The sequence below is a fragment of the Actinocorallia lasiicapitis genome, assembly GCF_054778695.1.
In genome coordinates this window covers 1-12,319 of sequence record NZ_BAAGZI010000003.1, presented here as the reverse complement: position 1 = coordinate 12,319, position 12,319 = coordinate 1, and the positions used below count along the sequence as shown (strand labels likewise).

The following is a 12,319-nucleotide window of genomic DNA, read 5'->3' as shown; positions in this document are numbered from 1 at the left end:
GGCGCCGACGCGCCGCCGACGGCCCCGTCGGCCCACTGACGCCTCTCGTCAGAGGCTGGATTGGAGGTCTATGGGCCAGCCTGGGGGGGAGGATTCCAGCCAGGCCAGGAAGCCGGTTAGGGCGGCTGTGGACATGGCTAGTTCTACCGAGTGGTCGCCGTCTTTGACTTCGATGATCTGGGCGTCGGGGGTGAGGGCGGCGGTCTCTTCGCCGGCGGGGGTGCGGCGGTTGGTGACGATCAGGCCGCGGCGGTGGACGACGGCGCGCGGGGCGCGGCCGTAACCGAAGATGCGGTGCCACTGGAGTTCGTCGCCGACATAGCGGCCGATGCCCAGACGCCAGACACCGGTGGAGTCGAGTTCGCGGAGCGAGCACTCGACGGTGCCGCCGCCCAGCTCCAGGAGCCAGCGGCGCAGGGACATCAGGCCGAAAAGGAGGATCGCCGCCACGACGACGGCGGCGAGCACCCAGCCGATGTCCGTAGCCAGGTGCTCGCCCACTGTCTTGTTACGCCTCTACCCCGGCCGCGCGCAGACGCGCACGGGCGCGCCGCTCGGCGACGGGCTGCGGCTCAAGGTCGTCGCCGCTGCCGGCCTGGGCCGCGGCGAGCGCGTCCCTGGCGGCGGAGACGTTGACCTCGGAGCCCAGTTCCGCCTGCTCGGCGAGGACGGAGATCTCGTTGTCGGCCACCGAGAAGAACCCGCTGCCGACCGCCGCGACGATCACGTCGCCGGAGGCCGGGTGAATCTTCACCAGGCTGCCGTCGACGAGCACGCCGAGGACGGGAGCGTGACCGGTACGGATACCGATCTCACCCTCGATGGTCTGCGCGACCACCATTTCTGCTTCTCCCGACCACACTTCGCGTTCGGGAGAGACAAGCGCGACCTTGATCGCCACGTGCTCCTCCTAAGAAAAGTCCCGCAGCGTGGCAGCGGACCGGGGTCCGCTGCCACAGCGTCGGTTCTTAGCGCGCCAGTTCCTTGGCTTTCTTTTCGACGTCTTCGATGCCACCGCACATGAAGAACGCCTGCTCGGGGATGTGGTCGTACTTACCCTCGCACAGCGCCTTGAAGGAGGCGACGGTCTCCTCGCGGGAGACGGTGACACCGGGCTGGCCGGTGAACGCCTCCGCGACGTACATCGGGTGGGACAGGAACCGCTCGATGCGACGGGCGCGCTGAACGGTGACCTTGTCCTCTTCCGACAGTTCGTCGATACCGAGGATCGCGATGATGTCCTGGAGCTCCTTGTACTTCTGGAGGATCCGGATGACTTCCTGCGCGACGTCGTAGTGGTCCTTGCCGATGATGGCAGGGTCCATGATCCGCGAGGACGAGTCCAGCGGGTCGACGGCCGGGTAGATGCCCTTCTCCGTGATCGCACGGGACAGAACCGTGGTCGCGTCGAGGTGGGCGAAGGTGGTGTGGGGCGCCGGGTCGGTGATGTCGTCCGCGGGGACGTAGATCGCCTGCATCGAGGTGATCGAGTGTCCACGGGTCGAGGTGATCCGCTCCTGGAGCTGGCCCATCTCGTCGGCCAGGGTGGGCTGGTAACCCACCGCGGACGGCATCCGGCCCAGCAGGGTCGAGACCTCGGAACCGGCCTGGGTGAAGCGGAAGATGTTGTCGATGAACAGCAGCACGTCCTGCTTCTGGACGTCGCGGAAGTACTCCGCCATCGTCAGAGCGGAAAGCGCCACCCGCAGACGGGTGCCCGGGGGCTCGTCCATCTGGCCGAACACGAGGGCGGTGTCCTTGAGGACGTTCGCCTCTTCCATTTCCACCCAGAGGTCGTTGCCCTCACGGGTGCGCTCGCCGACGCCGGCGAACACCGAGGTGCCACCGAAGTTACGGGCGACACGGGTGATCATTTCCTGGATCAGAACGGTCTTGCCGACACCGGCGCCACCGAACAGACCGATCTTGCCGCCCTTGACGTACGGGGTCAGCAGGTCGATGACCTTGATGCCGGTCTCGAGCATCTCGGTCTTCGACTCGAGCTGGTCGAACGGCGGAGCCGAGCGGTGGATGCCCCAGCGCTCGTTGACCACGAGGCCGGGGGCGTCCAGGCACTGGCCCAGGGCGTTCCACACGTGGCCCTTGGTCACGTCGCCGACGGGCACCGAGATGGGCTCGCCGGAGTCGGTGACCGAGGCGCCGCGGGTGAGGCCGTCGGTGGGCTGCATGGAGATGGCGCGGACCACGTTGTCACCCAGGTGCTGGGCGACCTCGAGGGTCAGCGTCTTCTTCTCCTCGCCGAGGGTGACCTCGACATGGCAGGAGTTGTTGATCACAGGCATCGCGTCGGCGGGGAATTCGACGTCGACGACCGGGCCGATGACCCGGACGACACGGCCGGTGCCGATCGCTACCGCAGTTGCAGACATGTTCCTATTCACTCCCCGCGCTAGCGTCGGCCAGCGCGTTCGCGCCGCCGACGATCTCGCTGATTTCCTGGGTGATCTCGGCCTGGCGCGCCTGGTTGGCCTGGCGCGAGTACACGGAGATCAGGTCGTTGGCGTTGTCCGTCGCGGACTTCATGGCGCGGCGCCGGGCGGCGTGCTCCGAAGCGGCACCCTGGAGCAGCATGTGGAAGATGCGGCTCTCGATGTAGTTCGGCAGCAGCAGGTCCAGCGTGTCCTGCGCGGTCGGCTCGAAGTCGTAGGAGGGAAGGGCGTGGCCCTTGTCCTCCCGCGTCTCCTCGACAACCAGCGGGAGCAGCCGTTTGACGTGGGTCTCCTGGGTCAGCATCGAGACGAACTCGGTGTAGACCACGTGGATCTCACCGACACCGCCCTCCGCGTCGGTCTTCAGGAAGTCCTCGACCAGTTTGCGGCCGATCCGCTCGGCGTCGACGAACGAGGGGCGGTCACTGAAACCGTGCCACTCCCCGCCCACGACCCGGTCGCGGAACTTGTGCCAGGTGATGCCCTTGTTGCCCACGACGTAGGCGATCGGCTCGCGTCCCTGCTCGCGCAGGCGCGCGGCCAGGGCCTCGGCCTCACGGATCACGTTGGCGTTGTAGCCGCCGCAGAAGCCGCGGTCGGAGGTGACGATCAGAACGGCCGAGCGCTTGTCCTCCGGCTGCTCGTTGAGCAGCGGGTGGTCGACCCCGGGCCGGTGGCTGATCAGCGCCGACAGTGCGACGGTGATCTGCTCGGCATAGGGCTTGGACGCCGCGACGCGTTCCTGCGCCTTGGCGATCCGCGAGGTGGCGATCAGCTCCTGAGCGCGCGTGATCTTGGCGGTCGACTTGACCGACTTGATCTTGCGCCGGAGCATACGAAGCTGCGCACCCATCGGATCAAGCCTTCTTGACGCGCGGAATGGTCTCCTGCTCGACGTCCTCGGCGTTCAGCGGCTCGACCTCCTCGTCGGCGCCCAGCAGGGTGCCCGCGGAGGTGGTGAAGCCCTGCTTGAACTCCGTGATCGCGCTCTTCAGCGTGGTCAGGGCGTCGTCAGACAGGTCCTTGGTCTCCCGGATACCCGGCAGAACGCCCTTGGCGTTGTGCTCGACGTAGTCCAGGAAGTCGGCCTCGAAGCGCTTGATGTCCTCGACCGGCACGTCGTCCAGCTCACCGGAGGTACCGGCCCACACCGAGACGACCTGCTTCTCGACCGGGAACGGCGAGTACTGGGGCTGCTTGAGCAGCTCGACCAGCCGCGCACCGCGCTCCAGCTGAGCCTTCGACGCCGCGTCCAGGTCCGAGGCGAAGGCCGCGAAGGCCTCCAGGTCACGGTACTGGGACAGCGCCAGACGGAGGGTACCGGCGACCTTGCGCATGGCCTTGATCTGCGCGGAGCCACCGACTCGGGAGACGGAGACACCGACGTTGATGGCCGGCCGCACACCCTGGTTGAACAGGTCGGTCTCAAGGAAGCACTGACCGTCGGTGATCGAGATGACGTTGGTCGGGATGAACGCCGACACGTCGTTGCCCTTGGTCTCGATGATCGGAAGACCGGTCATCGAGCCCTTGCCCATCTCGTCCGACAGCTTCGCGCAGCGCTCGAGCAGACGCGAGTGCAGGTAGAAGACGTCACCCGGGTAAGCCTCGCGGCCCGGCGGGCGGCGCAGCAGCAGGGAGACGGCGCGGTAGGCCTCGGCCTGCTTCGACAGGTCGTCGAAGACGATGAGGACGTGCTTGCCCTCGTACATCCAGTGCTGGCCGATGGCCGAACCGGTGTAGGGGGCGATGTACTTGTAGCCCGCGGGGTCGGACGCCGGAGCAGCCACGATCGTGGTGTACTCCAGGGCGCCGGCCTCCTCCAGCGTGCCGCGGACGGCAGCGATGGTGGAGCCCTTCTGGCCGACCGCGACGTAGATGCAGCGCACCTGCTTGTCGGGGTCGCCGGACAGCCAGTTCTCGCGCTGGTTGATGATCGTGTCCACACAGACCGTGGTCTTACCGGTCTGGCGGTCACCGATGATCAGCTGGCGCTGTCCACGGCCGATCGGGGTCATCGCGTCGATGGCCTTGATACCCGTCTGCAGCGGCTCCTTGACGGACTGCCGCTGGACGACGGTGGGGGCCTGGAGCTCCAGCGCACGGCGCTCGGAGGACTCCACGGGGCCCTTGCCGTCGATCGGGTTGCCCAGGGCGTCAACGACGCGGCCCAGGAAGTTGTCGCCCACCGGCACGGAGAGGACTTCACCGGTGCGACGCACCGGCTGGCCCTCTTCGATCTTGCTGAAGTCACCAAGGACCACAGCGCCGATCTCACGGACGTCAAGGTTCAGCGCCAGGCCACGGGTGCCGTCTTCGAACTCAAGGAGTTCGTTCGCCATCGCCGAGGGGAGTCCCGAGACGCGAGCGATACCGTCGCCGGACTCGGTGACAGTGCCGACCTCCTCGCGCGCGGCCGCGTCGGGCTCGTACGACTGGACGAAACGCTCCAGCGCGTTCCGGATCTCATCCGGACGGATCGTCAGCTCCGCCATGATTCCTCTCTTGCCTTCAGCTCGCGATACGCCGGCGTACGCCGTCAAGGCGTCCAGCGATCGTGCCGTCAATTGCGTCGTCCCCCAGCTGCACGGCGATACCGCCGATGATGGTGGGGTCGATCTCGATGTTGAGATGTACGTCGCGGCCGTAGGACGCGCCGAGCGCGGCCGCCAGCCGGGACTGCTGTTCCGGGGTGAGCGAGACAGCCGTGCGAACCGTCGCGACCAGGCGGTTACGCCGGGCAGCGACGATCTTGCCGAGCTCGGCGAGACCCTTCTCCAGGCTACGTCCCCGCGGGTTCGTCACGACCTCGGTGATCAGCGCGAGGCTGGGTCCCGAGACCTTGTCGGCGAGAAGGGACGAGACGAGCTCGGCCTTCTTGCCCGCGGGAAGGTGCTGACCGGCCAGCGCGTTGCGCAGTTCCGGCTCACCTTCGAGCACCCGTGCGAACCGGAAGATGTCGTCTTCCAGCTCGTCGATCTGGCCTGCGCGCTCGGCTCCGGTGACGTAGGACGCCACCGCGAGCTGCTCGAACGCGTCGGTCAGCTCGGACGGACGGCTCCAACGGTGCCGGACCACGTCCTGCAGAACGGCCAGCGCCGGAGCGCTCACCTTGCCTTCGAGCAGGGCGCCTGCGATGGCGGCCTTCTCTTCGGCGGGCTTGGCCGGGTCGGACAGGGCACGGCGCAGGCCGTGCTCGCGGTCCAGCAGGTGCAGGATCTCCAGCAGCTCGGCGCCCAGCACGGTCGCGTCGGAAGAGCCCGCGAGACCCGCGAGGTTCTCCGTGACGTCGGCCAGCGAGGCCCTGCTGACAGCACCGGCCATCAGAGGGCCTTGCTCGCGTTGGCGGCTTCGAGCTCCTCAAGGAAGCGGTCCACCACGCGACGCTGGCGGGCCTCGTCCTCCAGGGACTCGCCGACGACCTTGCCGGCCAGATCGACACTCAGCGCGCCGACCTCGTTACGCAGCGAAGCCATGGCCTGAGCCCGCTCCGCCTCGATCTGGGTGCGCGCGTTCTCGACGATGCCACGCGCCTCGACCTGGGCCTGCTCCTTCATCTCAGCGATGATCTGAGCGCCCTGCTCACGAGCTTCCTCCCGCAGACGGGCGGCCTCCTGGCGAGCCTCGGCGAGCTGCGCCTTGTAGGAGACGAGCACGTCCTTGGCTTCGGCCTGAGCATCCTCGGCGCGCTTGAGTCCGCCTTCGATCTGCTCGGTGCGCTCCGCCAGGGTCTTCTGAATCCGGGGCACCAGAAGGCGTCCGACGACGAAGACGACGACAAAGAAAGCGAACGATCCGACGACGAGCTCAGCGGTGTCCGGGATAAGCGGGTTCGACTGCTCCCCCGAGGCGAGCAATGAAGCTGCGGTAATCATGATGTTTGCAGCCCTCCGTCAGGGTGTCTGGGACGTTTAGGAGGGGTAGATGAAGGGTGCGACCAGACCGATCAGGGCGAGCGCCTCGGTGAGAACGAAGCCCAGCATCATGTTCTGGCGGATGACACCGGTCATCTCGGGCTGGCGGGCCATGGCCTGCACGCCCTGACCGAAGATCAGGCCGACGCCCACACCCGGGCCGATGGCCGCGAGGCCGTAACCGATGGCGCCGACGTTGCCCTGGACCTCGGCGAGGGACTGAGCGAGAACGCTCATGTGCTCTACTCCTTTAGTAGCCCGGTGGACTTTCCACCGGTAGGTCGTGATTTATCGGGGCGGAACTTAGTGGTCCGCGTGGAGCCCGCTGCCGATGTACATCGCGGCGAGCATGGTGAAGAGGAAGGCCTGCAGGAACTGGATGAACATTTCGAACGCGGTCATCGCGATCGTCATGACGACACCCAGGACACCGAGCGGAGCGCCCAGCGGCGTCGCGTGCTCGATGAGGAACCAGTAGCCGACGAGGCTGAAGAACGCGAGGATCAGGTGGCCGGCGAACATGTTCGCGAAGAGCCGGACCGCGTGCGTGAAAGGTGCCAGGATGAACGTCGAGAGAAACTCGATCGGCACCAGCAGCACGTAGATCGGCTTGGGCAGGCCGCTCGGGATCAGGTTGGTGAAGTACTTGACCGGTCCCTGGTGCTTCATCCCCAGGTAGATCTTGAGGAAGTACACGCTGAGGGCCAGGACCGCCGGGAAGGCGATGTGCGAGGCCACCGGGAACTGCACGAACGGGATGACGCCCGAGATGTTCCAGACCCAGATCAGGGTGAACATCGAGAAGAGCAGCGGCATCCAGGTTTCGGCGTCCTTGCCCAGGAAGGGCCGGGCCACCTGGTCACGCACGAAGAGGTAACCGAGCTCTCCGACGTTCTGGGCGCCCTTGGGCACGAGCTTCGGCTTGGCGAAGGCCGCCCACGAAACCGCGATGGTCACCAGGACACCGAGCAGCGCGACGAGCACCGGCTTCGTCAGCCATTCGGGTCCACCGGCGAACAACGGCGGGAAGTTGAACAGTCCGACGCCCGGGGGGGTGAACTCCTCGCCGGAGCCGGAAGCGAGGACAGCCGATGCCATCACTGCTTCACCTCAGTGGGCATGGTGGTCCGCTCGCTGCACTCGCGCACTGTGGCGTTCCCTTCAAACTATGGGTTGGATCAAGAACTGTTCGTTCGGCTCCGTTGACCGGGATGGTCAGCGGCCGAATTTGACGAAGACCAGGTAGATGGAGAGCCCTGCCCCGATGATGAGGCCGACCGGCTTGAACAGAAGCCATCCGGTCCACTGGCTCATCAACCAGCCCGCACCGCCCCAGATCGCCATTCCTGAAAGGAGGTAGCTGGGAACCGACCACATGGCGTCCGCAAAGCCCGGGCCTGGCCGTTCAGTGGGTGGCACGTGCTCGCTCATCGCACTCCGGACCATAGCAGGCCGCCCTACTGCCGGTCATATCGGCTTGGTCCTGTCTGCGCCGGGGGCGCGGCAGGTTCGTCAATATAAGGCTTTCGCACCTGCATACCGATTCTGAACTCGGCAAAGATCCAAGTCAGAGCCAGTGCGACGACGGTCCAGCCGAAGGCGATCTGATTCCAGATCGTGACATTCTTGGCGACCGAGATGATCACCATCAGAGCGACGATCTTGACGATGTAGGAGGTGATGCCCGCGAGCATCATCGTCTGGGGGGAGATCTTCGAAGCCCACGTCATGACATAGGCGGTCGCCGTGAAGAACGCGACGACCACGACGGTCGCGAACACCGCGCCGAGCGCACCCTTGGTGCCGGCGAGAACCGCGCTGACCGCGGTCGCGCCTACTCCGACAAGGGTTGCGGGGAGGGCGGCACCGCTGATGATCCGTGTGCCTGACGAGTCCATGAGGGGCTCCGAGTGGTGACGTTACGTGTTCTTTGGTACTTCGTGAAAGCTATCACAAGCGCCGATGGCCCCCGCAATTACCTACTGGGTAACGGCGGAGCGAAGACCTGGTTAAACCGGCTGCCGGTTCAGGGAATCGTCGCTCTCCGCAGCCGACTTCAGATCTGCGGCGAGAGCACGGCGTGCGCGCAGTCGAGGGTAGACGACCATGAAGGCAGCTCCGGCCAGTCCGGCCAGGATGGTGATGGTCACGACACCGGCCTGCCAGCGCGGCGACCCCGGCGGCACGAACGAGATGGCGACCATGCAGGCGCCCACGAGGCTGACCCAGCCGTACATGATGAGCACGGACTGGCGGTGGGAGTGGCCCAGCCGCAGCAGCCGGTGGTGCAGATGCTGCTTGTCGGGTGAGAAAGGCGACAGTCCCTGGTTGGTGCGGCGCCAGACGGCCAGCAGCATGTCCACATAGGGGACGATGACCACCATCGGCAGCAGGATCAGCGGCAGCCAGAGCGGGAACAGGTCGTACTTCTTGCCCAGCTCCGGCGGCAGGAGCGACGTCATCTGGATCGTGGAGGCCGCGATGAGCAGGCCGATCAGCATGGATCCGGTGTCGCCCATGAAGATCCGGGCGGGATGGAAGTTGTGCAGCAGGAACCCCGCGCACATCGCGACCAGCACCGCGGCGATCAGCGACGGGCCCACCAGGGTGCGGTACTCCAGGGCGTCGGCGATGTGGTAGCCGAGGATGAACAGGGCGCAGGCCGCGATGCCGACCACGCCGGCGGCCAGGCCGTCCAGCCCGTCGATGAAGTTGACGGCGTTGATCGTCGCGACGACCAGCAGCACCGTGATCGGGATCCCGTAGGACTGGCCGAGGGAGTAGGAGCCGCCGAACGGGGTCGGCAGCGAGTAGAGCTGCACACCGTTCATGATCAGCAGACCGGCTGCGGCCACCTGGCCCGCGAACTTGGTGAGCGGATCGATCTCCCAGAGATCGTCCGCGATGCCGATCAGCACGATCAGGCAGCCCGCCAGCAGCATGGCCCTGGCGGTGCGGGTCTCGGCGATGACACCGTGCAGATGGGGCATGGCGTTCGCCATGATCAGGGCGCCGATCAGCCCGCCGTACATCGCCAGCCCCCCGACCCGCGGGGTGGGGATGGTGTGGACGTCGCGGTCGCGGACCTTCGACTGGGCGCCGATGCTGATCGCGAAACTCTTCACCGGGGACACGAGCAGATACGTGGTCGCGATCCCCGTGAGGATCACGAGCAGGTACTCCCGCATCTGGTGCCCGTCCTTAGCCTGAGACGAGCGTCACTCCCCGCTCGTCGGTCCCGATCTGTGAGACGGCCGCCGCCCACCGAAGGTTGACGGCGGCCGCTCGGCGATCAGGTCACTCTATGCCCACCAGGCTAAGCGTGATGTCAGAAGCCCATCAGTAACCGATCAGGAGCTTTCCGCACAGGGTGCCGGTGAACTTGCCACCGCTCACCGTGCCGACGCAGCTCTGGAAGAACATATGGTTATTGATCTTGGAAGTAGAGACCCAGCTGCCCCATCGGCCGCTGTTGTCCTTCTTCAAGTAGAACACCCACCCGTCGATCGGGGTGTTCTCGGGGTCGTCCGGGTTCTGGACGTAGAAGATCCGCGCGGCGGCGACCCGCCTGTCCTTGCGGTCGTCGCGGACCCGGACGAGGGTCGTCGGCGCGATGTAGTCGCCCTGCCTGACCCCGCCGACGATGCCCCAGTCGGTGACGCCCGCCGGCTGGTCGGCGAAGGTCGCCGAGGAGTACGGGTAGAACTTCGTCGGCGGCTCCTTGCGGAGCTGACGGACGATCGCGGCGCGCTCGGCCTTGGTGACCGGCACCTTGACGGCCTGGGCGCGGGCGTCGTTCCCGGCGCCGACCACAGGGCCGACCGGGGCCGAATAGACGAAGGTCAGCGGGCCCTTCTTGATCTCGTAGCCCTTGCCCTTGCGCTTCTTCTTGACGAGCACTTCCCGGACGAACAGGCCCTCGGTGTACTTCGAGGTGAACGCCTTCGAGAATTTGTAAGTGTATTTTCCGTCGAGCAGCGGATTGGTGTACACCTTCTTGCGCGGATTGCGCTTGGTCTTGCAGGTGTAGCACTTCTTCGTGGTGCCCTGGTCGTGGTTGACGTCGCTCGCGATCGGCGGGCCCGCGATACTCCCCGCGGAACCACTGCCGGGCGGAATTCCACGGCCGTTCTTCTTGACCTTCTTCTTGCGGTTCACGAAGTAGACGCCGGAGTCGTCGACGTCCCACGCTTCGATCGTGGCGAACTGGACGCCGGGCGTCCAGCCGTCCTTCTTGTAGTCCGTCACCTTGTACTTGACGGTGATCTTGTCCAGGCCCACCGAGTAACTACCGGTGACCTTGATCTCCTTGAACAGCTTCGACTTGCCGTTGGCGGTCGTGAAACCGCCCTTGGCCTTGTTCGACGGCTTCTTCGCGGCGCGCTCGACCGGCTTCTCGATCGGAGCAGACGGCACCCGCGCCTGAACCGCGGGGGCGAATACCCCCATGCCGAGAATGAGGGAACCGGTGGTGAGCACGACGGTGGCGATGCGTGGCATCCAGTCACTCCCCGTACATATCTAGCATTGCCCCCGAATAGTAGCGTTCATGGGATGATCGCACCGTTCGTCGGAGCTTTTCCTGTCCGTTTGCGGCCTCTCGGCTGCGTTTGGGAGTGCACATGTCCGCCCTGAAGTGGCCCATTGTGCTGCTGACCTGCGCATTTGTGGCGACCCTTTCCTGGTACGCGACCAAGCCCGGCGTGGAGCTCGTCACGGTCGACGTCCCCCCGTCCGCCGCCACCAGCGCCACCGCGCAGGGCACCCGCGTGCCGGCCGCGCTCGTCGGAAGCTGGTCGGGAAACGCCGTCGGACCCGCCGGGCGGCTGCCCGTCGCCCTGACCCTGCAGGACGGAGCGGTCGGCGAGGTCGTAGGCGAATCCTCCGTGCCCGGCAGCGGCTGCGTGTTCGAACTGAAACTGGAGTCCGTCGACCGCAACTCCGTCCAGGTGACCGAGAAGGCCAAAGCCGGCAAGGACTGCACCCCCTCCTCCGGCCGGATCGCCCTGCGCGGCTCCGCCCTCCGCTACAGCACCCACACCTCGTCCGGCGAACTCGTCACGGGGCTGCTCGACAAGGCTTAGTAGAAGCGGACGGGGGCGGTGCGGTCGGCGCTGCCGGTGGCGAGAGTGCCCGTTTTGGCGTAGGCGAGGGACAGGACGTAGTCGTTCTGGTCGCGGAGCGCGGAGGTGACCTTGCCCGCCTTGTAGTCCCACAGACGGGTGACGTCGTCGTAGCCGGCGGAGGCCAGGGTGGCGCCGTCAGGGCTGAAGGCCAGGGCCGTGACCAGGTCGGAGTGGTCGTCATGGCTGGAGAGGATCTTGCGGGCGTCGTGGTCCCAGAAGCGGACGGTCTGGTCCTCTCCCCCGCTGGCCAGGGTCTTGCCGTCGATGCTGACCGCGACGGCCAGGACGGCGGCGCGGTGCTCGCGGAACGCGTAGGTCTCCTTGCGGGCGGCGGTGTCCCACAGGCGGACGGAACGGTCGGAGGAGCCGCTGGCCAGGGTCTTGCCGTCGGGGTGGAAGGCTAGGGCGGCGACGTCGTCGGTGTGGCCCTTCAGGGGGGCGATCTCCTTGCCGGTGGCGGGGTCCCAGAGCCAGATGGTGTCGTCGGAGCCGCCGCTGGCCAGGAGGGTGCCGTCGCGGTTGAAGGCCACCGAGCGGACGGCGCCGGAGTGCTTGGCGAGGGTCGCGGTCTTCTGGCCTGAGGCGGTGTCGAACAGCCAGACGGTCTTGTCGGTGCCGCTCACCGCGAGGCGGGAGCCGTCGGGGCTGAAGGCGAGGGCGGTGATCTGGCCGGGGCCCGTGGCGTCGGACAGGCGGGTGTGGCGGTCGGCGTCCCACCAGACCAGGCCGTCGCCGTCGCTGCCGGTGGCGAGTTTGCGGCCGTCGGGGCTGAAGGCGACCGCGCGGACGGCGCCGCGCAGCCCCGACAGGTAGGGGGCGGCCGGGGCGG

At 66.7% G+C, this 12,319-nt stretch carries 15 protein-coding genes; 1 reads left to right on the top strand and 14 read right to left on the bottom strand.

The window, feature by feature from the left end; all coding sequences use genetic code 11:
• Positions 1 to 48: 48 nt before the first annotated feature.
• From ACYVE7_RS00845 to ACYVE7_RS00785, 13 genes are all read right to left on the bottom strand, one after another.
• Positions 49 to 501 (bottom strand): DUF2550 domain-containing protein, encoded by a 453-nt coding sequence (locus ACYVE7_RS00845; RefSeq protein ID WP_460362280.1) that lies wholly within the window; start codon positions 499 to 501, stop codon positions 49 to 51.
• Positions 502 to 508: 7 nt separating this feature from the next.
• The gene (locus ACYVE7_RS00840; protein WP_460362279.1) at positions 509 to 901 is read right to left on the bottom strand and encodes a F0F1 ATP synthase subunit epsilon; all 393 of its coding nucleotides are present in this window, start codon (positions 899 to 901) and stop codon (positions 509 to 511) included.
• 67 nt (positions 902 to 968) lie between these two features.
• Positions 969 to 2,390 (bottom strand): F0F1 ATP synthase subunit beta, encoded by a 1,422-nt coding sequence (gene atpD / locus ACYVE7_RS00835; RefSeq protein ID WP_460362278.1) that lies wholly within the window; start codon positions 2,388 to 2,390, stop codon positions 969 to 971.
• A gap of 4 nt (positions 2,391 to 2,394) precedes the next feature.
• On the bottom strand, positions 2,395 to 3,303 hold the full coding sequence (locus tag ACYVE7_RS00830; protein WP_460362277.1) for a F0F1 ATP synthase subunit gamma: 909 nt from the start codon (positions 3,301 to 3,303) through the stop codon (positions 2,395 to 2,397).
• Positions 3,304 to 3,307: 4 nt separating this feature from the next.
• Positions 3,308 to 4,945 (bottom strand): F0F1 ATP synthase subunit alpha, encoded by a 1,638-nt coding sequence (gene atpA / locus ACYVE7_RS00825; RefSeq protein ID WP_460362276.1) that lies wholly within the window; start codon positions 4,943 to 4,945, stop codon positions 3,308 to 3,310.
• Between the two features lie 16 nt (positions 4,946 to 4,961).
• Positions 4,962 to 5,774, bottom strand: a complete 813-nt coding sequence (locus ACYVE7_RS00820) for a F0F1 ATP synthase subunit delta (protein ID WP_460362275.1) — start codon at positions 5,772 to 5,774, stop codon at positions 4,962 to 4,964.
• Positions 5,774 to 6,325 carry a F0F1 ATP synthase subunit B gene (locus tag ACYVE7_RS00815; protein ID WP_460362274.1) on the bottom strand — a complete coding sequence of 184 codons (552 nt, stop codon included), beginning with the start codon at positions 6,323 to 6,325 and terminating at the stop codon, positions 5,774 to 5,776. Before ACYVE7_RS00815 ends, ACYVE7_RS00820 begins: the two co-directional genes overlap by 1 nt.
• Positions 6,326 to 6,361: 36 nt before the next feature.
• The gene (atpE, locus tag ACYVE7_RS00810) at positions 6,362 to 6,601 is read right to left on the bottom strand and encodes an ATP synthase F0 subunit C (protein ID WP_460362272.1); all 240 of its coding nucleotides are present in this window, start codon (positions 6,599 to 6,601) and stop codon (positions 6,362 to 6,364) included.
• Positions 6,602 to 6,667: 66 nt separating this feature from the next.
• Positions 6,668 to 7,462, bottom strand: a complete 795-nt coding sequence (atpB, locus tag ACYVE7_RS00805) for a F0F1 ATP synthase subunit A (RefSeq protein WP_460362270.1) — start codon at positions 7,460 to 7,462, stop codon at positions 6,668 to 6,670.
• Positions 7,463 to 7,579: 117 nt separating this feature from the next.
• Positions 7,580 to 7,795 carry a hypothetical protein gene (locus ACYVE7_RS00800; RefSeq protein WP_460362268.1) on the bottom strand — a complete coding sequence of 72 codons (216 nt, stop codon included), beginning with the start codon at positions 7,793 to 7,795 and terminating at the stop codon, positions 7,580 to 7,582.
• A gap of 26 nt (positions 7,796 to 7,821) precedes the next feature.
• Positions 7,822 to 8,262: a hypothetical protein gene (locus tag ACYVE7_RS00795; protein WP_460362266.1), complete on the bottom strand. Its 441-nt coding sequence runs from the start codon at positions 8,260 to 8,262 to the stop codon at positions 7,822 to 7,824.
• A 111-nt stretch (positions 8,263 to 8,373) separates the two neighbouring features.
• A complete protein-coding gene (locus ACYVE7_RS00790) occupies positions 8,374 to 9,552 on the bottom strand; it encodes an MraY family glycosyltransferase (protein ID WP_460362264.1) in 1,179 nt (392 codons plus the stop codon).
• A gap of 151 nt (positions 9,553 to 9,703) precedes the next feature.
• Positions 9,704 to 10,864, bottom strand: a complete 1,161-nt coding sequence (locus ACYVE7_RS00785) for a hypothetical protein (RefSeq protein ID WP_460362261.1) — start codon at positions 10,862 to 10,864, stop codon at positions 9,704 to 9,706.
• A gap of 122 nt (positions 10,865 to 10,986) precedes the next feature.
• Here ACYVE7_RS00785 and ACYVE7_RS00780 point away from each other — a divergent pair, with 122 nt between their 5' ends.
• Positions 10,987 to 11,448, top strand: a complete 462-nt coding sequence (locus ACYVE7_RS00780) for a hypothetical protein (RefSeq protein WP_460362259.1) — start codon at positions 10,987 to 10,989, stop codon at positions 11,446 to 11,448.
• Here ACYVE7_RS00780 and ACYVE7_RS00775 read toward each other — a convergent pair.
• A partial coding sequence (locus tag ACYVE7_RS00775; RefSeq protein ID WP_460362258.1) for a WD40 repeat domain-containing protein occupies positions 11,445 to 12,319 on the bottom strand: 875 nt, incomplete at its 5' end. The two genes, ACYVE7_RS00780 and ACYVE7_RS00775, sit on opposite strands and share 4 nt — an antisense overlap.

Excerpts from the sequence above, each read along its gene's own strand:
- atpD (WP_460362278.1), bottom strand. The coding sequence starts at position 2,390 with ATGTCTGCAACTGCGGTAGCGATCGGCACCGGCCGTGTCGTCCGGGTC.
- ACYVE7_RS00830 (WP_460362277.1), bottom strand. The coding sequence starts at position 3,303 with ATGGGTGCGCAGCTTCGTATGCTCCGGCGCAAGATCAAGTCGGTCAAG.
- atpA (WP_460362276.1), bottom strand. The coding sequence starts at position 4,945 with ATGGCGGAGCTGACGATCCGTCCGGATGAGATCCGGAACGCGCTGGAG.
- ACYVE7_RS00820 (WP_460362275.1), bottom strand. The coding sequence starts at position 5,774 with ATGGCCGGTGCTGTCAGCAGGGCCTCGCTGGCCGACGTCACGGAGAAC.
- ACYVE7_RS00815 (WP_460362274.1), bottom strand. The coding sequence starts at position 6,325 with ATGATTACCGCAGCTTCATTGCTCGCCTCGGGGGAGCAGTCGAACCCG.
- atpE (WP_460362272.1), bottom strand. The coding sequence starts at position 6,601 with ATGAGCGTTCTCGCTCAGTCCCTCGCCGAGGTCCAGGGCAACGTCGGC.
- atpB (WP_460362270.1), bottom strand. The coding sequence starts at position 7,462 with ATGGCATCGGCTGTCCTCGCTTCCGGCTCCGGCGAGGAGTTCACCCCC.
- ACYVE7_RS00800 (WP_460362268.1), bottom strand. The coding sequence starts at position 7,795 with ATGAGCGAGCACGTGCCACCCACTGAACGGCCAGGCCCGGGCTTTGCG.
- ACYVE7_RS00795 (WP_460362266.1), bottom strand. The coding sequence starts at position 8,262 with ATGGACTCGTCAGGCACACGGATCATCAGCGGTGCCGCCCTCCCCGCA.
- ACYVE7_RS00790 (WP_460362264.1), bottom strand. The coding sequence starts at position 9,552 with ATGCGGGAGTACCTGCTCGTGATCCTCACGGGGATCGCGACCACGTAT.
- ACYVE7_RS00785 (WP_460362261.1), bottom strand. The coding sequence starts at position 10,864 with ATGCCACGCATCGCCACCGTCGTGCTCACCACCGGTTCCCTCATTCTC.
- ACYVE7_RS00780 (WP_460362259.1), top strand. The coding sequence starts at position 10,987 with ATGTCCGCCCTGAAGTGGCCCATTGTGCTGCTGACCTGCGCATTTGTG.